The following is a 16,453-nucleotide window of genomic DNA, read 5'->3' as shown; positions in this document are numbered from 1 at the left end:
TCAGGCGTGCTCGGGGCCGGTGAGCCGGTACTCGCGGGCGACCGCCCAGGCGCCGGTCGGGGTCTGCTCGAACTCGGTGAAGTGCTCCACGACGAACTCGGCGGACAGCTCCTGGAGACCGCTGTAGGCGAGCTCCAGCATGTCGGCGGGGACGTCGTGGGCCACGGTCACGTGCGGGTGGTACGGGAACGACAGGTCGCGGCCCAGCGGCCCCTGGCGCACGTCGTTGGCGAGGAGCTCGCAGTTGCCGATGCCGCGGGCGACGGTCACGAAGACGACGTCGGAGACCGGCTTGAAGGTGCCCGTGCCCGCCAGGTGCATCGGGAACGGGGGGTGGCTGGCCGCGACCGCGGCGAGGTGCTCGGCGACGGCGTCCCGGTCGGCGACCGGTACCTCGGTCGGCGGCAGCAGGGTCACGTGCGGGGGCACCAGCGTGGCCTGGGGGTCGCCCACCTTGGTGCGCCAGTCGACCAGCAGGCTCGCCCACGGCTCGGGGACCGGCACGATCACGCCGAGCACCGCCGTCTCGGGCGGGCCGGCCAGCCGGCCGACGAACGTGTCGTCGTTCATGCCGCGGACCCTGCCGGAGGCAGGAAGCCCACCCGCTCGTAGACGTCGGCCACGGTGCGCGCGGCGACCTCCCGGGCACGGGCGGCACCGGAGGCGAGGATCCGCTCCAGCTCCGCGCGGTCGTCCAGGAGCTCGTGGGTGCGCTGCTGGACCGGCGTCACGAACTCGACGACGACCTCGGCGAGCTCCTTCTTGAGGTCGCCGTAGCCGCGCCCGGCGAAGCTCTCCTCGAGGGCGGCGACCGGCGTGCCCGAGAGCGCGCTGTGGATGGTCAGCAGGTTGGTGATGCCGGGCTTGTTCTCCCGGTCGGCGACGATCTCCCGGCCCGTGTCGGTGACGGCCGACCGGATCTTCTTCGCCGTCACCTTCGGGTCGTCGAGCAGCTGGATGCAGCCGGCCGGGGGCAGGCTCTTGCTCATCTTCTTCTCCGGCGACTGCAGGTCCATGACCCGCGCAGCGCCCTCAGGGATGAACCCCTCGGGGATGCGGAACGTGTCGCCGTAGCGGCCGTTGAAGCGCAGCGCGAGGTCGCGGGTCAGCTCCAGGTGCTGGCGCTGGTCGTCGCCCACCGGGACGCGCTCGGCCTGGTAGATCAGGATGTCGGCGGCCATCAGGACCGGGTAGGTGAACAGGCCGACCGTCGTCCCGGCCGTGCCCTCGCGCTGGCTCTTGTCCTTGAACTGCGTCATCCGGCTGGCCTCGCCGAACCCGGTGAGGCACTCGAGGACCCAGGACAGCTGCAGGTGCTCGGGCACGTGGCTCTGGACGAACAGGGCGCTGCGCGAGGGGTCGACGCCCAGCGCGATCAGCTGCGCGGCCGAGACCAGGGTGTTGCGGCGGAGCTCGGCCGGGTCCTGCGCGACCGTGATGGCGTGCAGGTCGACGACGCAGTAGAACGCGTCGTGCCCGTCCTGCAGGGCGACCCACTGGCGCAGCGCGCCGAGGTGGTTGCCGAGGTGGAACGAGCCCGCCGTCGGCTGGATGCCGGAGAGGACACGGGGAAGAGCCACGTCGGCCATCAAACCAGCCGAGGCCCCCGCACGTTCCGGGCTCCCCCGTCCCGCCGGCACCCGGCGGCCGCTCCCGGGTGCACCGGCGCTGGTCAGGAGGCCAGCGCGTCGTCCAGCGCGGCGAGGAAGACGTCGTCCTCCTCGGGGGTGCCGACGGTGACCCGGATCCCCTCGCCGGCGAACGGCCGGGTGATCACCGCGCGGGCCTCGAGGGCCGCCGCGAGCCCCGCCGTCCGCTCCCCCACCGGCAGCCAGACGAAGTTCGCCTGGCTGTCCGCGACCTCCAGCCCGCGCTCGCGCAGGGCGGCCGTCAGCCGCTCGCGCTCGGTGGTGACCGCGGCGCAGCGGCGGCGCACCTCGTCCTCGCTGGCCAGCGCGGCCACCGCCGCGGCCTGGGCCACCATGCCGACGCTGAACGGCAGGTGCGTCTTGCGCACCGCCTCGGCCACGGCCGGGTCCTCGGCGAGCAGGTAGCCGACGCGCAGGCCGGCCAGCCCCCACGCCTTGGAGAACGTGCGGAGGACGGCGACGTTGGGCCGCCCGCGCATGAGCTCCACGCCGTCCGGGACCCCGGGGTCGGTCACGAACTCGCGGTAGGCCTCGTCGAGCACGACCAGGGTGTCGGTGGGGACGGCGTCGAGGAACCGCTCCAGCTCCGCCCGCCGCACCGCCGTCCCGGTGGGGTTGTTCGGGTTGCAGACGAACACCAGCCGGGTGGTGCCGTCGACCGCCGCGGCGAGCGCGTCGAGGTCGTGGGTGTCGGCGGAGCCGCCGTCCCGGCCCGGCCGCAGCGGCACCTGGACCGCACGCGCACCGGCGACGCGGGCCAGCAGCGGGTACATCTCGAACGAGCGCCAGGCGAACGCGATGCTGGTGCCGGGGTCGTTGTAGGCCTGGGCGAGCTCCTGGCAGATCGCCACCGCCCCGCAGCCGGTCGCGACCTGCCCCGGGTCGACGCCGTAGCGGTCGGCGAGGGCGCGGGTCAGGACGACGGCGCCGTTGTCGGGGTACCGGTTGGTCTCGGCGACCGCCGCGGTGACCGCCTCGACGACGGCGGGCAGCGGCGGGAAGGCGACCTCGTTGCTGGCCAGCTTGACGGCCCGCTCGACACCGATCTCCCGGGCGAGGTCGGCCGGGTTGCGGCCCGGCTTGTAGGCCGGGAGCGACTGCACCGCCGGACGGGCACTGACCACGGGATCCTCCACCTGTGCGAGCGGCCTCATAGGGTGGGGCCATGCGCGTACTCGTCGCCGGCGGAGCCGGCTACATCGGCAGCGTAGTGACGGCTGCCCTGCTGGCCGACGGCCACGAGGTGACCGTCCTCGACGACCTCTCGACCGGGCACGCCGACGCGGTCCCCGAGGGCGCCACGCTGGCCGAGGTGTCCCTGCACGACTCCGCGCCGGTGCTGGCCGAGTTCCGCCCCGAGGCGGTGCTGCACTTCGCGGCCAAGTCGCTGGTCGGCGTCTCCCAGCAGCAGCCCGAGGACTACTGGCACACCAACGTGGGCGGCTCCTTCGCGCTGCTGGAGGCGATGCGGGCGGCCGACTGCCGGCGGATCGTCTTCTCCTCCACGGCGGCCACCTACGGCGAGCCCGACCAGGTGCCGATCCGCGAGGACGCGCCGACCCGGCCGACGAACACCTACGGCGCCTCGAAGCTGGCCGTCGACCACATGCTCACCTCGTACGCCGTCGCGCACGGCTTCGCCGCGGTGAGCCTGCGGTACTTCAACGTCGCGGGCGCCGCCTACGGGCTCGGCGAGCGGCACGCCACCGAGACCCACCTCATCCCGATCGCGCTCCAGGTGGCGGCGGGCCAGCGGGAGTCGCTCACGGTGTACGGGCAGGACTACCCCACGCCGGACGGCACCTGCATCCGCGACTACGTGCACGTCGAGGACCTCTCCGACGCCCACCTGCTCGCGCTGCCGGCGCCCGCTGCGGGCGAGCACCGGATCTACAACCTGGGCAACGGCACCGGCTTCTCGGTGCAGGAGGTCGTGGAGGCGGCCCGCGAGGTCACCGGCCACGCCATCCCGGTCACCGTCGGCGAGCGGCGGGCGGGCGACCCGGCGCAGCTGGTGGCCTCCAGCGACCGGATCCGCGCCGACCTCGGCTGGGCGCCGAAGCACACCGACCTGGTCGGCATCGTCCGCGACGCGTGGGAGGTCGCGCAGGCCCGCCGCTCCTGACCGGCCCGCGCGCGCTCAGCCCGCCGCGGGCACGTCCTCGGCGCCCTCGGGGACGTCGGTGGCCGGCGGAGGGCTGACGCGCAGCCGGGCGATGCGCCGGCCGTCGAGCTCGAGCACCTCGATCCGGCGCCCCTCGACCTCGACGGCGTCGCCGACCTCGGGGAGCCGGCCGAGCTCGGCGAGGACGTAGCCGGCCGCCGTCTCGTACGGGCCCTCCGGCAGCTCCAGGCCGGTGGCCTCGGTGAAGTCGTCGAGGTTGAGCAGGCCGTCGACCTCGCGCGGGGCGTCCGGGGACTGCTTCGCGTCGGGCTCGACCTCCTCGTCGTACTCGTCGTAGATCTCCCCGATGACCTCCTCGATGAGGTCCTCGAGGGTGACGATGCCGTCGGTGCCGCCGTACTCGTCGACGACGATGGCCAGGTGCTGGTTCTCCCGGCGCATCTCGCTCAGCACGGTGAGGACGGCGGCGGTGCCGGGCAGCCGCTTGACCTCGCGGGCGAGGTCGCCCACGGTCGCCGCGCGCCCGGCGGGGTGGGTCGGCAGGAACAGGTCGCGGACGTGGACGAAGCCGACGACGTCGTCCTGGTCCCGCCCGGCGACCGGGAACCGCGACCAGTTGGACTCCGCCACGAGCTTGGCCGCGCGGCTGGCGGTCATCGACGCGTCGAGGAACTGCACCTCGGTGCGCGGCGTCATGACCTCGCGGACCTCGCGCTCGCCGGCGCGGAAGACCTCGTCGATGAGGCGGCGCTCGTCGCTGCTCAGCGACTCGTGCGCGGCCACCAGGTCGCGCAGCTCCTCCTGGCTGATCGCCTCGCCGCTGGCCTTGGGGTCACCGCCGAGGAGCCGGACCAGGCCGTTCGTCGACTTCGACAGCAGCCAGATGACCGGCCGGGACAGCTTCGCGATCGTGTTCAGCGGCGCGGCGACCAGCAGCGAGAAGCCCTCGGCCCGCTGCAGCGCCAGCCGCTTGGGCGTCAGCTCGCCGACCACCAGCGACAGGTAGCTGATCACGATGGTGACCAGGACCAGCGCCAGCGTGCCCGCGAGGCCCTGGCTCACGCCCTGGGCCTCCAGCCAGGTGGCCAGCGGGCGGGAGAGGGTGCTGGCGCCGAACGCCGCGGAGAAGAACCCGGCCAGCGTGACGCCGACCTGGACCGCCGCGAGGAACTGGTTGGGGTCCTGGAGCAGCTTCTGGACGGCCTTGCCGCGTCGTCCCTGGTCGGCCATGGCCCGCACCTGGCCCTCGCGCAGCGAGACCAGGGCGATCTCCGCGCCGGCGAACGCTCCGCCGACCAGGACGAAGACCACGACCATGACGATGTTGAGCCATACGTCGCTCACCGGCGGCGTGCTCCTCGGGGGTTCTCGGGTGCTGGGACCTCACCATGGTGCCTGCTCGCGGCGGGCCGGCGCGGGGGCGGGCGGCCCCCGCACCCGCGGACGCTAGATGTGACCCAGCTCATAACAACGGACCGTGTCGTTGCGCTTACCGTTGGTCCCGGCTCGATAACGAAAAGTGATCCGGGGAGCACCTCCTTGCACCAGCCCTCCGCCGGCCGACGCTTCGGCACCGGCCTGGCCCTCGCGCTCGCGGCGGCCGGGTTCTGGCTGACCGCGCCGACCAGCACGCCGGCCGAGGAGGCCTCCGGGACCGCACCCGAGTCGTCGACCTCGGTGTTCGCCCTTACCCCCGAGCCGCTCGTCGCCGGCGCCCCGACCGCGGCCCCCGTGCCGGAGGCCCCAGCGGCGGTCCCGCCCCCACCGGCGGAGGCCCCCGCCCCCGTCGAGGAGCCGGCCCCGGAACCCACGGCTCCCACGACCGCCGCCGCCCCGGTGGCCCAGGCCCCCCGGGTGGCCGCGGCTGCCCCCGCTCCGGCGCCGTCGGGCAGCTCCCGGGAGGCCGCGGTGATCGCGCTGGTCAACCAGCAGCGTGCCGCTGCCGGCTGCGGCCCGCTGGTGGCCGACGCGGGGCTGGCGGCCGTCGCCGCCGCGCACAGCGCGGACATGCGGGACCGCGGCTACTTCGACCACGTGGACCCCTCCGGCCAGGACCCCTTCGACCGGGCCCGCTCGGCCGGCCAGGCCGCCCGTGCGGAGAACATCGCCATGGGGCAGCGGGACGCCGCGGCGGTCATGGACGCGTGGATGAACAGCGCCGGGCACCGGGCGAACATCCTCGACTGCGACCTGTCGAGGCTCGGGGTGGGCGTCGCCGACGGCGGCAACGGCCCCTGGTGGACGCAGCTCTTCGGCTGACGCACCGCCCGGGCGCGGCACGGCGGTCAGCGGCGCTCGCCGCCGGCGCCGGACGCACGACGGCCCCCTCGCCCGGAGGCGAGGGGGCCGTCGTGTCAGCCCTGGGTCAGGCCATGGCCTTCTGCAGGTTGGTGTCGATGGCCGCCAGGAAGTCCTGGGTGTTCAGCCACGGCTGGTCCTTGGAGATCAGCAGCGCGAGGTCCTTGGTCATCTGGCCGCTCTCGACGGTCTCGATGCAGACCCGCTCGAGGGTCTCGGCGAACCGGGTGACCTCGGGGGTGTTGTCGAGCTTGCCGCGGTGGGCCAGGCCCCGGGTCCAGGCGAAGATCGACGCGATCGGGTTGGTCGAGGTCTCCTTGCCCTGCTGGTGCTGCCGGTAGTGGCGGGTCACCGTGCCGTGGGCGGCCTCGGCCTCGACCGTGCGGCCGTCCGGGGTCGCGAGCACCGAGGTCATGAGGCCGAGCGAGCCGAAGCCCTGCGCGACGGTGTCGGACTGCACGTCACCGTCGTAGTTCTTGCAGGCCCAGACGTAGCCGCCCTCCCACTTGAGCGAGGCGGCGACCATGTCGTCGATGAGCCGGTGCTCGTAGGTGATGCCGGCCTCGGAGAACTTGTCGGCGAACTCCGCCTGGAAGGTCTCCTCGAAGATGTCCTTGAACCGGCCGTCGTAGGCCTTGAGGATCGTGTTCTTCGTGGACAGGTAGACCGGGTACTTGCGCGCCAGGCCGTAGTTCAGCGAGGCCCGCGCGAAGTCGCGGATCGAGTCGTCGAGGTTGTACATCGACAGCGAGACGCCGGCGCCGGGGGCCTGGAAGACCTCGTGCTCGATGGGCTGCGAGCCGTCGTCCGGGGTGAAGGTGACGGTGAGCTTGCCCGCCGACGGGAACTTGAAGTCGGTGGCGCGGTACTGGTCGCCGTAGGCGTGGCGGCCGACGATGATCGGCTTGGTCCAGCCCGGCACCAGGCGCGGCACGTTCTGCATGATGATCGGCTCGCGGAAGATCACGCCGCCGAGGATGTTGCGGATCGTCCCGTTCGGGGACCGCCACATCTTCTTCAGGCCGAACTCCTCGACCCGCGCCTCGTCGGGCGTGATGGTCGCGCACTTGACGCCGACGCCGTGCTTCTTGATGGCGGTGGCGGAGTCGATCGTCACCTGGTCGTCGGTGGCGTCGCGGTGCTCGATGCCGAGGTCGTAGTACTCGAGGTTGACGTCGAGGTACGGGAGGATCAGCTGGTCTTTGATGAACTGCCAGATGATCCGGGTCATCTCGTCGCCGTCGAGCTCGACGACGGTGCCCTCGACCTTGATCTTGCTCACGCGTTCTCCTTGTTGCTGTCGTGGCCCCGTTGCAGGGTCCCGCCGCGAGCGTGCGAGCGGAGGGGGGCAGCGGGGTCCTTCTTCAGAGGTCGGCTACGTCGGCCTGCTTCGCGCGCACCGCTTCGGCCGCCTCGCGCAGGCCCGCCAGCTCGTCGTCGGACAGGTTGCTCTCGACGACGCGCGTCACGCCGCCCCGGCCGATCTCGGCCTCCACCCCCAGGTACACCCCGGAGATGCCGTACTCGCCGTCCACCCAGGTGCACACCGGCATCACGGCGCCGGAGTCCTCCATGACCGCACGCGCCATGCGGGCGGCCGCGGCGGACGGAGCGTAGTAGGCCGACCCGGTCTTGAGCAGCGCGACCACCTCGGCGCCACCGTTGCGGGTGCGCTGCACGAGGTGCTCGATGCGGTCGGCGGGCAGCACGTCGGCCAGCGGCTTGCCGTCGACGGTGCAGCGGGAGGGCACCGGCACCATCGTGTCGCCGTGCGAGCCCAGGGTCAGCGTCCGCACCGAGGCGACGGGCACACCGCACTCCTCGGCCACGAAGTTGGAGAAGCGCGCCGTGTCCAGCATGCCGGCCTGCCCCATCACCTTGTGGTGCGGGAAGCCGGTGGCGATCTGGGCCAGGGCGGTCATCTCGTCCAGCGGGTTGGAGACGACGATGACGACGGCGTCGGGCGAGGTCTTCGCGATGTTCTCCGAGACCTGCCGGACGATCCCGGCGTTGGTCTCGATGAGGTCCATGCGGCTCATGCCCGGCTTGCGGGGCAGCCCGGCGGTCACGACGACGACGTCGGACCCCTCGGTGCCCTCGTAGGAGCCGCCGCCGACCCCGACGACCTTCGTCTCGAACCCCTCGATGGGGCGGGACTGGTTCATGTCGAGGGCGAGGCCCTCGGGCTTGCCCTCGACGATGTCGGTGAGGACCACGGTGTCGAAGATGTCGTACTCCGCGAGGCGGAGTGCGGTGGTGGAGCCGTAGAAGCCGGCACCGACCACGGTGACCTTGCCGTTCCTGGGCTGCGCTGCCATGGCCGCCAACCTAGCCCTCACCGGCTCCCAGCGCTGCCGCGGGTCACGCGCCGGGGATGGCCAGCGCGACCGCCGTCAGCACCAGCCCGGCCCCGGAGAGCAGGACGACGTCGACCGCACGGCTGCGCACGGCGAGGAACCCGACCCGCCGGACCGGCAGCAGCAGCCGCAGCAGCGCGGCGCCGACCAGCGACAGCCCCACCACGACCAGCCCCAGCCGCCAGTGCTCGACGGTCACCAGCAGCAGCCCGGTCCCGACCGCGACCAGCACCGCCAGCAGCGGCAGCTGGCGGACCAGGCCGGCCAGGAACGGCCGGCGGACGTAGAGGGGCGGGCGGGTCACGCCGAGGCTGCCTGCTCGGCGGCCAGGACGACGTTCTGCAGCAGCATCGCCCGGGTCATGGGCCCCACTCCCCCGGGGTTCGGCGCCACGTGCCCGGCCACCTGCACGACGTCGGCCGCGACGTCACCGGCGATCTTCCCGTCGACCCGGCTGACGCCGACGTCGAGCACGGCGGCACCGGGCTTGACCATCTCCGCGGTGATCAGCCCGGGCACGCCGGCCGCGGCGACGACGACGTCGGCGGTGCGCACGTGCGCGGCCAGGTCGCGGGTGCCGGTGTGGCAGAGGGTCACCGTGGCGTTCTCGCTGCGCCGGGTGAGCAGCAGCCCCAGCGGCCGGCCGACGGTGATGCCGCGGCCGACGACCACGACCTCGGCACCGGCGACCGGCACCTCGTAGCGGCGGAGCAGCTCGACGATGCCGACGGGAGTGCACGGCAGCGGCCCGGGCACGCCGAGCACCAGGCGGCCGAGGTTGACCGGGTGCAGCCCGTCGGCGTCCTTGGCCGGGTCCATGGCCTCCAGGACGGCGGACTCGTCGATGTGCCGGGGCAGCGGCAGCTGGACGATGTAGCCGGTGCAGGCCGGGTCGGCGTTGAGCTCGGCGACGACGTCCAGCACGTCCTGCTGGGTGGCGTCGGCCGGCAGCTCCCGCTGGATGCTGGCGATGCCGACCTGGGCGCAGTCGGAGTGCTTGGCGTTGACGTACCAGCGGCTGCCCGGGTCGTCGCCGACGAGCAGCGTGCCGAGACCGGGGCGGTGGCCCGCCGCGGTCAGCGCGGCCACCCGCTCGGTCAGCTCGGTGCGGATCGCCGCTGCGGTGGCCTTGCCGTCCAGAGTCGTCGCGGGCACGCCGACAGTGTGCCGGAGCCTCCCCGCCGGCGGCGCCGCGGTCCTAGGCTCGCGGGAGGAGGTGCCCCGCGATGACCGAGCGCCAGCAGGACCCCGCCACGACCGAGATCTCCGCCGTCCAGGGGCCGGGTGGTGCCACGGCGCCGCCCTGGTCCACCGAGCGGGCCGTGTTCCGCCGCTCGGACCCGGTGGCCGGGCTCCTGCTGCTGCTCGCCGGGGCGGCCGCGGGGGTCAGCCTGCTGCTCCCCTGGCTGGCCGACGACGACGCCACCGGCCTCGACCTCGTGCGCCGCGGCTTCGGCGGCCTGGGCGACGTCGTCGACACCGGGCTCTGGCAGCCGCTGGTGATCGTGCTCGGCGGCGCGCTGCTGCTCGTGGCCGGCGTGCTGGTGTTCCTGCCGGCCCGCACGCACCGGCCGTGGGGCGTGCTCGCGCTCGTGGTGAGCGGCCTGGTCGTCTGGGCGGTGCTCGTGCCGCTGGTCGCCGCCGGCTTCGACCTCGGGTTCTTCGACGCCGGCTTCTGGTGCGCGATCGCCGTCGCCGTCCTCGGCCTGCTCGGTGCCGCCAAGGCGCTGCTCAGCCCGCCCCGGACCGGCTGAGCCTCAGTCGCCGACGTGGGCGCCGTGGGAGCTGGTGAACTGCACGGCCTGGGCCAGGTCCAGCCGCACGCCGGTGAGCTCGAAGGCCCGCCAGTTGACCCCGTCGGTGGAGGCACCGCGCAGGTCGGCCCCGCGCAGCTTCGTGCCCTGCAGGCGGCTGCGGTCCAGCGCGGCGCGGGTCAGGTCGCACTCGCGCAGGTCGGCGTCGGTCAGGTCGGCCTCCCGGAACCGCTGCCCGGACAGGTCCAGCCCCGAGAGGTCCGCACCCCGGAGCGAGGTGAAGCTCCAGTCGCACTCGGTCGCCGTCATGGGCCGCAGGTGCGCACCCGGGAACTGCGAGCCGGTCAGCTTGCAGCCGTCCCAGGTGACGTCGATCAGCCGGGCGCGGTCGAACCGGCAGGACAGGAACGCCGAGCCGTGGTGCCGCGCGCCGGCCATCCGCACCCCGGTGAGGACGCAGTCCTCGAAGACGCAGCGCCGGGTGACCAGCTCCTCCAGCCCGGCGTCGTCGAACCGGCAGCGGACGAACGTGACGCCGTCGAGCTCGGCGCCCCACCAGTCGACGCGGGCGAAGTCCTCTCCCTCGATCTCCGCGCCGGCCTCCGGCGGGCCGACGTGGGGCCGGGTCCCCCGCATCAGTGCGCGAAGTGGCGGGTGCCGGTCAGGTAGAGCGGCACGCCCGCGGCGGCCGCCGCGGCGACGACCTCCTCGTCCCGGACCGAGCCGCCGGGCTGGACGACGGCGCGCACCCCGGCGTCCAGCAGCACCTGCAGGCCGTCGGCGAACGGGAAGAAGGCGTCCGACGCCGCGACGGACCCGGCGGCGCGCTCCCCGGCACGGGCGACGGCGAGCCGCGCCGAGTCGACGCGGTTCACCTGGCCCATGCCGACGCCGACGGTGGCCCGGTCGTGGGCCAGCAGGATGGCGTTGCTCTTGACCGCGCGCACCGCCCGCCAGGCGAAGACCAGGTCGTCCAGCCCCGCGGCGTCCAGCGGCTCACCGGTCGCCAGCGTCCAGGTCGTGGGGTCGTCGCCCGCGGCGTCGATCCGGTCCACCGTCTGCATGAGCAGCCCGCCGCCGACCGGGCGGATCTCGGCACCGCCCGCGGGGGGGTGCGGCAGCCGCAGGAGCCGCACGTTCTTCTTCGCCGTCAGCACGCGCAGGGCGTCGTCGGTGAACGCGGGGGCCACGACCACCTCGGTGAACACCTCGGCGACCTGCTCGGCCATCGTCAGGTCGACCTCGCGGTTGGCCGCGATGACGCCGCCGAACGCCGACAGCGGGTCGCAGGCGTGCGCCTTGCGGTGCGCGGCGGCGATGTCGGCACCGACCGCGATCCCGCACGGGTTGGCGTGCTTGATGATCGCGACGGTCGGCTCGTCGTGGTCGTGCGCGGCCCGCCAGGCGGCGTCGGTGTCGACGTAGTTGTTGTAGGACATCGCCTTGCCGTGCAGCTGCTCGGCGTGCGCCAGACCGGGCAGCGCGCCACCGCGGTAGAGGGCGGCCTGCTGGTGCGGGTTCTCGCCGTAGCGGAGGACGTCGGCGCGCTCCCAGGTGGCGCCCACCCAGGTCGGGAACACGGTGTCCTCCTCGGGGGCGAGCACGCTGCTCATCCAGGAGGCGACGGCGATGTCGTAGCTCGCCGTGTGCCGGAACGCCGCGGCCGCCAGTTTCTGCCGGCCGGCGAGGGTGAAGCCGCCGGCGGAGACCGCGGCGAGGACGTCGTCGTAGCGGGCCGGGTCGACGACGACGGCGACCGACGGGTGGTTCTTCGCCGCCGCACGCACCATCGCGGGGCCGCCGATGTCGATCTGCTCGACGCACTCGTCCGGCGAGGCGCCCGAGGCGACGGTCTCGGTGAACGGGTAGAGGTTGACGACCACGAGGTCGAACGCGGCGATGCCGAGCTCCTCCAGCTGCGCCACGTGCTCCGGCTTGCGCCGGTCGGCCAGGATCCCGGCGTGCACCGCGGGGTGCAGGGTCTTCACCCGGCCGTCGAGGCACTCGGGGAAGCCGGTGACCTGCTCCACCGGGGTCACCGGGACGCCGGCCTCGGCGATGCGGCGGGCGGTCGCCCCCGTGCTCACCAGCTCGACGCCGGCCGCGGCCAGCCCACGGGCCAGGTCCTCGATCCCGGTCTTGTCGTACACGCCCAGCAGGGCACGACGGATGGGGCTGCGCTCGCTCATCAGGGGCTCTTCCTCGTCCGGGTGACGAACTCCGCCACCGTCTCCACCAGGAGCTCGCGCTCCACGTCCTTGATCCGCTCGTGCAGGCGCGGCTCGTCGTCGCCGGGCAGGACCGGCACCTCGCGCTGGGCCAGCACCGGCCCGGTGTCCACCCCGGCGTCGACCAGGTGCACCGTCGAGCCGGTCACCGTGGCACCGGCGGCCAGCGCGTCGCGCACCGCGTGGGCGCCGGGGAACAGCGGCAGCAGCGCGGGGTGGGTGTTGAGCAGCCGGCCCTCGTACCGGGCCAGCACCGCCGGCCCGACGATCTTCATGAAGCCGGCCGACACGACCAGGTCCGGCTCGGCGGAGGCGATCCGCTCGGCCAGCGCGCGGTCCCACGCGGCCCGGTCGGGGTGCTCGCCCAGCGCGCAGACGAAGGTCGGGATGCCGCGCCGGCGCGGCTCCTCGAGCCCGGCAGCCTCGCGGTCGGCCCCGACGGCGACGACGGTGGCCGGGTAGGCGGGGTCGTCGGTGGCGGCCAGCAGGGCGGCGCACAGCGACCCGGTCCCGGAGAGCAGGACGACGACGCGCGCCCGCTGGGCAGGCTCGTCGACGGGCACGGCAGCGACACTAGCCGGGGCGCCGGAGCTGCCGGGAACCGTCCCCGCTCAGCCGAGCGCCCGCCAGCGGGTCACGGCGGCGGCCACCGCGGCGGCGATCCCGCTCTGCGCGGCAACGGCGATGCCGGTGGCCACGGCGGGGGCGCCCACGACCGCCAGGGCGCCGTCGCCGAGCCGGCCACCTCCCACCCAGCACAGCAGACCGACGACGACGCCGAGCAGGCAGCCGGTGAGCACGCCGGCCAGGCCCGCGCTCACCGAGCCGCCGTCGGTGTCGCGGAGCCGGCGGCCGACCGTCGTCCCGGCGACCAGCCCGGCGAGGACCGGGACGACCTGGGAGACGAAGGCCACCAGCGGCACCGCCTGGGTGTCGGGGAGCGCCGCCAGCAGGGGCAGCGCGGGGACCGGGCCCAGCGTCACCCCCTGCACCGACACCAGCGTGCCGGCGCCGACGTGGAAGCCGGGCCCGGCGGCGAGACCGAGGGCGGCGAGCGAGGCGTTCGGCAGCAGGAGGGCGCCGAGGCCGGTGAGGCCCACCGCGCCGGCCGCGGCCCCGCCCAGGGACCCGGAGACGGCCGCGTACCCCGACGTGTCGCTGGCGAGGGCGATGGCGACCACGCACGAGGAGAGCGCGAGGGCGGTGAACAGCCCCGCGAGGACGCCCCTCAGCGCGGGCCGGAGCATGCCGGGGAGCCGGTCGGCACCGGCGTCGAGCAGCTCCGACTCCCGTCCGGCACCCCAGCCGACGGCGAGCAGCGCCAGGACGAGGGGCCCGAGCACGGTGCGCAGCCAGCCGACGCCCACGCCGTCGCCACCGGCCAGCAGGGCGACCAGCTGGGTCAGCCCGACGTGCAGGGCCACCACGCCGGCCGCGGCCCGGACCACCCGCGGCACTCCGGTGTCCTCGCCGAGCGCGCGCACGGCCACCCGCCCGGCCCAGGACAGCCCCCGTGCCAGCAGGAGGGTGAGCAGCAGCGGGGCCAGGACCAGCGGGCCCGAGCCGAGCGTGAGCTCGCCGCCCTGGGCCAGCAGCCACAGCCGGGCCGCGAGGACGGCGGAGGCGCCGGTGGACATGCCCCCGGCGGGGTCGAGGGTCTGGACGACGACGAGCGCGAGCCCGAGCCCGAGCAGCCCGACGACCGTGACGGCCGCCGCGGCGACGACGGCAAGCAGGGCCGACGGGGCCGGTCGCGCGGCCTCGCCGTCGTCCCGCCGGAAGGGCAGGCGTGCGAGCAGTGCGACCACGCCCCCACTCTCCCAAGCCGCTCCCGCCGATGCCGGGTGCACGCGCCGGGCTGCGGGTCGGGATCCGGAGAGGATCAGGTGTCCGTGCTGGGCTGCTCACCCTGCGCAGCCGGCGGCGGGTCGGCCGGGCGCGCGGGTGCGCCGTCGGTCCGGTGCGGGGCACCCGGTGCCGGCGCGGCCGGGGGCGACTGCCACGGCGCGCCACCGGGGCCACCCGGAGGCTGCTGCGGGTACCCGTAGGGCTGGGCCGGGCCGCCCGGCCAGTAGGGGCCGGCGGCCGGGGCGCTGGGCCGCGCAGGCCTGTCCCGCAGGTCGCGGCGCAGCGCCAGCGCGGCCAGCACCGTGACGGCGACCGCCGTCAGGAAGCCGAGCAGGGCCCACGGCGAGAAGGCGTACCGCAGCGTGTCCATCCAGGCGAACAGCGTGAGCACGAGCCCGAGCGACGCGAGGACGACGGTCACCCCCGCCCGCGGGAAGGTGACCTGCGCCTTGACGAAGCCGGGCAGCACGGCCCAGGTGGCGGCCAGCAGGAGGAGCACGAAGGCCGAGACCACCATGCTGTCCTCGAACCCGCTGAACGAGACCCCGAAGGTGTCGTCCCCGAAGCGCCACCACGGCAGGAAGCCCAGGCCCAGGAAGAGCAGCACGCCGCCGGCGAGGGCCCAGTCGAGCACCCGCACCCGCGTGAGGTCGACGGAGAACTCCGCTCCCGCGCCGGGCGGACGGCGGTAGGGGTTGGGGCCGCCGTAGGGCGGCTGCTGGTACGGGCCGTAGGGCTGGCCGTACCCGGGCTGTCCGTAGTGCTGCTGGCCGTAGTGCTGCTGGCCGTAGTGCTGCTGCCCTTGCGGCGGCCCACCGTAGGGAGGCTGGCCGTACGGAGGCTGCCCGTACGGAGGCTGCCCGTGCGGAGGCTGCCCGTGCGGAGGCTGCCCGTACGGGGGCTGCCCGTACGAGGGCTGCCCGTAAGGGGGCTGCCCGTACTGGGGCTGCCCGTACGGGGGCTGCCCGTAGGGCTGCTGGCCCTGGGCAGGCTGCTGGGCGTACGGCTGCTGGGCGTACGGCTGCTGGCCCGGCTGAGGGGGCCGGCCGCCGGCGGCAGAGGACCCGTGCGCCTCCGGCGGAGGGCCCCCGGCAGGCGGCTGCCCGCCCTCGGGCGGCTGCGGGGGCTGGCTGGCGGTCACAGGCTCTCCTCCGGGTCTGACGGGTCCCCGTGATCGTGCGGGGGGACGACACGGGCCCGCAACGGCTGCAGGCGGCGCGTCGCGCCGCACCGGGGTGGGACGACGCTGCCCGGCACCCCGTAGTGGGGTGCCGGGCAGCGAGGTGGCGTACCGGGACGTCCTCCGAGGAGGATCAGGCGCCGACGATCTCCCGCATCAGCTTCGCGGTCTCCGAGGGGGTCTTGCCCACGCGGACACCGGCGGCCTCGAGGGCCTCCTGCTTGGCCTGGGCGGTGCCGGCGGAGCCGGACACGATGGCGCCGGCGTGGCCCATCGTCTTGCCCTCGGGGGCGGTGAAGCCCGCGACGTAGCCGACGACCGGCTTGGTCACGTTGGCCTTGATGAAGTCGGCGGCCCGCTCCTCGGCGTCGCCACCGATCTCACCGATCATCACGATGGCCTCGGTCTCCGGGTCGTCCTGGAACGCCTGGAGCGCGTCGATGTGCGTGGTGCCGATGACCGGGTCACCGCCGATGCCGATCGCGGTGGAGAAACCGATGTCCCGCAGCTCGTACATCATCTGGTAGGTCAGCGTGCCCGACTTCGACACCAGGCCGATCTTGCCCTGCTTGGTGATGTTGGCCGGGATGATGCCCGCGTTCGAGCGCCCGGGGCTGATGAGGCCGGGGCAGTTGGGGCCGATGATGCGGGTCGAGCCACCCTGGGCGTGCGCCCAGAAGTAGGTCGAGTCGTGCACCGGGATGCCCTCGGTGATGACGACGGCCAGGCCGATGCCGGCGTCGACGGCCTCGATGACGGCGGCCTTGGCGAACGGCGGCGGCACGAAGATGACGCTGACGTCGGCGCCGGTCTCCTTCATGGCGTCGGCGACGCCGCCGAAGACCGGGACGCTGGTGCCGTCGAAGTCGACGCTGGTGCCGGCCTTGCGCGGGTTCACGCCACCGACGATCGCGGTGCCGGAGGCGAGCATGCGCTGGGTGTGCTTGCTGCCCTCGGAGCCGGTCATGCCCTGGACGATGACCTTGCTGTTCTCGTTGAGGAAGATCGACATCT

At 74.3% G+C, this 16,453-nt stretch carries 17 protein-coding genes; 3 read left to right on the top strand and 14 right to left on the bottom strand.

All coding sequences use genetic code 11. The annotated features are described in order from the left end of the window. From E4P43_RS01245 to hisC, 3 genes are all read right to left on the bottom strand, one after another. Entirely contained in the window at nucleotides 1-570 is a 570-nt protein-coding gene (locus E4P43_RS01245; RefSeq protein ID WP_135143602.1) for a 2'-5' RNA ligase family protein, read from the bottom strand. Further along, nucleotides 567-1,589, bottom strand: coding sequence for a tryptophan--tRNA ligase (gene trpS, locus E4P43_RS01240; protein WP_135143601.1), 1,023 nt, complete (start codon nucleotides 1,587-1,589; stop codon nucleotides 567-569). Before trpS ends, E4P43_RS01245 begins: the two co-directional genes overlap by 4 nt. A gap of 83 nt (nucleotides 1,590-1,672) precedes the next feature. After that, a complete protein-coding gene (hisC, locus tag E4P43_RS01235; protein ID WP_209313666.1) occupies nucleotides 1,673-2,773 on the bottom strand; it encodes a histidinol-phosphate transaminase in 1,101 nt (366 codons plus the stop codon). Nucleotides 2,774-2,814: 41 nt separating this feature from the next. On the opposite strand from hisC, the gene galE reads away from it, so the two are divergent. Next, the gene (gene galE / locus E4P43_RS01230) at nucleotides 2,815-3,774 is read left to right on the top strand and encodes a UDP-glucose 4-epimerase GalE (protein WP_135143599.1); all 960 of its coding nucleotides are present in this window, start codon (nucleotides 2,815-2,817) and stop codon (nucleotides 3,772-3,774) included. A gap of 15 nt (nucleotides 3,775-3,789) precedes the next feature. Here galE and E4P43_RS01225 read toward each other — a convergent pair whose 3' ends face one another. Next, complete coding sequence (locus E4P43_RS01225; protein ID WP_135143598.1) at nucleotides 3,790-5,118, bottom strand: hemolysin family protein; 1,329 nt, start codon at nucleotides 5,116-5,118, stop codon at nucleotides 3,790-3,792. Between the two features lie 195 nt (nucleotides 5,119-5,313). Between E4P43_RS01225 and E4P43_RS20350 the strand changes: the two genes are divergently transcribed. After that, nucleotides 5,314-6,033 (top strand): CAP domain-containing protein, encoded by a 720-nt coding sequence (locus E4P43_RS20350; protein ID WP_245158862.1) that lies wholly within the window; start codon nucleotides 5,314-5,316, stop codon nucleotides 6,031-6,033. A gap of 106 nt (nucleotides 6,034-6,139) precedes the next feature. On the opposite strand, the gene E4P43_RS01215 is transcribed toward E4P43_RS20350, so the two are convergent. The 4 genes from E4P43_RS01215 to E4P43_RS01200 all read right to left on the bottom strand — a co-directional run bounded on the left by E4P43_RS01215 (nucleotide 6,140) and on the right by E4P43_RS01200 (nucleotide 9,584). Beyond that, nucleotides 6,140-7,354 (bottom strand): NADP-dependent isocitrate dehydrogenase, encoded by a 1,215-nt coding sequence (locus E4P43_RS01215; RefSeq protein WP_135143597.1) that lies wholly within the window; start codon nucleotides 7,352-7,354, stop codon nucleotides 6,140-6,142. An 82-nt stretch (nucleotides 7,355-7,436) separates the two neighbouring features. After that, nucleotides 7,437-8,390 carry a malate dehydrogenase gene (mdh, locus tag E4P43_RS01210; RefSeq protein ID WP_135143596.1) on the bottom strand — a complete coding sequence of 318 codons (954 nt, stop codon included), beginning with the start codon at nucleotides 8,388-8,390 and terminating at the stop codon, nucleotides 7,437-7,439. A gap of 43 nt (nucleotides 8,391-8,433) precedes the next feature. Continuing rightward, on the bottom strand, nucleotides 8,434-8,733 hold the full coding sequence (locus E4P43_RS01205; RefSeq protein ID WP_135143595.1) for a DUF3017 domain-containing protein: 300 nt from the start codon (nucleotides 8,731-8,733) through the stop codon (nucleotides 8,434-8,436). Continuing rightward, a complete protein-coding gene (locus E4P43_RS01200; protein ID WP_135143594.1) occupies nucleotides 8,730-9,584 on the bottom strand; it encodes a bifunctional methylenetetrahydrofolate dehydrogenase/methenyltetrahydrofolate cyclohydrolase in 855 nt (284 codons plus the stop codon). The genes E4P43_RS01205 and E4P43_RS01200 overlap by 4 nt, the downstream gene beginning before the upstream one ends. A 71-nt stretch (nucleotides 9,585-9,655) precedes the next feature. Here E4P43_RS01200 and E4P43_RS01195 point away from each other — a divergent pair, with 71 nt between their 5' ends. After that, nucleotides 9,656-10,183, top strand: a complete 528-nt coding sequence (locus E4P43_RS01195) for a hypothetical protein (RefSeq protein ID WP_135143593.1) — start codon at nucleotides 9,656-9,658, stop codon at nucleotides 10,181-10,183. A 3-nt stretch (nucleotides 10,184-10,186) separates the two neighbouring features. On the opposite strand, the gene E4P43_RS01190 is transcribed toward E4P43_RS01195, so the two are convergent. From E4P43_RS01190 to sucD, 6 genes are all read right to left on the bottom strand, one after another. Then, complete coding sequence (locus E4P43_RS01190) at nucleotides 10,187-10,819, bottom strand: pentapeptide repeat-containing protein (protein ID WP_135143592.1); 633 nt, start codon at nucleotides 10,817-10,819, stop codon at nucleotides 10,187-10,189. Further along, nucleotides 10,819-12,372, bottom strand: coding sequence for a bifunctional phosphoribosylaminoimidazolecarboxamide formyltransferase/IMP cyclohydrolase (purH, locus tag E4P43_RS01185; protein WP_135143591.1), 1,554 nt, complete (start codon nucleotides 12,370-12,372; stop codon nucleotides 10,819-10,821). The genes E4P43_RS01190 and purH overlap by 1 nt, the downstream gene beginning before the upstream one ends. Continuing rightward, nucleotides 12,372-12,974: a phosphoribosylglycinamide formyltransferase gene (gene purN, locus E4P43_RS01180; protein WP_135143590.1), complete on the bottom strand. Its 603-nt coding sequence runs from the start codon at nucleotides 12,972-12,974 to the stop codon at nucleotides 12,372-12,374. Before purN ends, purH begins: the two co-directional genes overlap by 1 nt. 48 nt (nucleotides 12,975-13,022) lie before the next feature. Next, nucleotides 13,023-14,219 carry a DUF6350 family protein gene (locus tag E4P43_RS01175; protein WP_135143589.1) on the bottom strand — a complete coding sequence of 399 codons (1,197 nt, stop codon included), beginning with the start codon at nucleotides 14,217-14,219 and terminating at the stop codon, nucleotides 13,023-13,025. Between the two features lie 74 nt (nucleotides 14,220-14,293). After that, nucleotides 14,294-15,400, bottom strand: coding sequence for a hypothetical protein (locus E4P43_RS01170; RefSeq protein WP_135143588.1), 1,107 nt, complete (start codon nucleotides 15,398-15,400; stop codon nucleotides 14,294-14,296). Between the two features lie 172 nt (nucleotides 15,401-15,572). Next, complete coding sequence (gene sucD / locus E4P43_RS01165; RefSeq protein WP_135143587.1) at nucleotides 15,573-16,451, bottom strand: succinate--CoA ligase subunit alpha; 879 nt, start codon at nucleotides 16,449-16,451, stop codon at nucleotides 15,573-15,575. Nucleotides 16,452-16,453: the final 2 nt, after the last annotated feature.

Origin of the sequence: Blastococcus sp. TF02A-35 (assembly GCF_004571075.1) — a bacterium.
Classification (GTDB): Bacteria; Actinomycetota; Actinomycetes; order Mycobacteriales; family Geodermatophilaceae; genus Blastococcus.
Note: the sequence above shows the minus strand (reverse complement) of the source record. Positions and strands in the feature narration are given on the sequence as shown.

Excerpts from the sequence above, each read along its gene's own strand:
- E4P43_RS01245 (WP_135143602.1), bottom strand. The coding sequence starts at position 570 with ATGAACGACGACACGTTCGTCGGCCGGCTGGCCGGCCCGCCCGAGACG.
- trpS (WP_135143601.1), bottom strand. The coding sequence starts at position 1,589 with ATGGCCGACGTGGCTCTTCCCCGTGTCCTCTCCGGCATCCAGCCGACG.
- galE (WP_135143599.1), top strand. The coding sequence starts at position 2,815 with ATGCGCGTACTCGTCGCCGGCGGAGCCGGCTACATCGGCAGCGTAGTG.
- mdh (WP_135143596.1), bottom strand. The coding sequence starts at position 8,390 with ATGGCAGCGCAGCCCAGGAACGGCAAGGTCACCGTGGTCGGTGCCGGC.
- E4P43_RS01195 (WP_135143593.1), top strand. The coding sequence starts at position 9,656 with ATGACCGAGCGCCAGCAGGACCCCGCCACGACCGAGATCTCCGCCGTC.
- E4P43_RS01190 (WP_135143592.1), bottom strand. The coding sequence starts at position 10,819 with ATGCGGGGGACCCGGCCCCACGTCGGCCCGCCGGAGGCCGGCGCGGAG.
- purH (WP_135143591.1), bottom strand. The coding sequence starts at position 12,372 with ATGAGCGAGCGCAGCCCCATCCGTCGTGCCCTGCTGGGCGTGTACGAC.
- sucD (WP_135143587.1), bottom strand. The coding sequence starts at position 16,451 with ATGTCGATCTTCCTCAACGAGAACAGCAAGGTCATCGTCCAGGGCATG.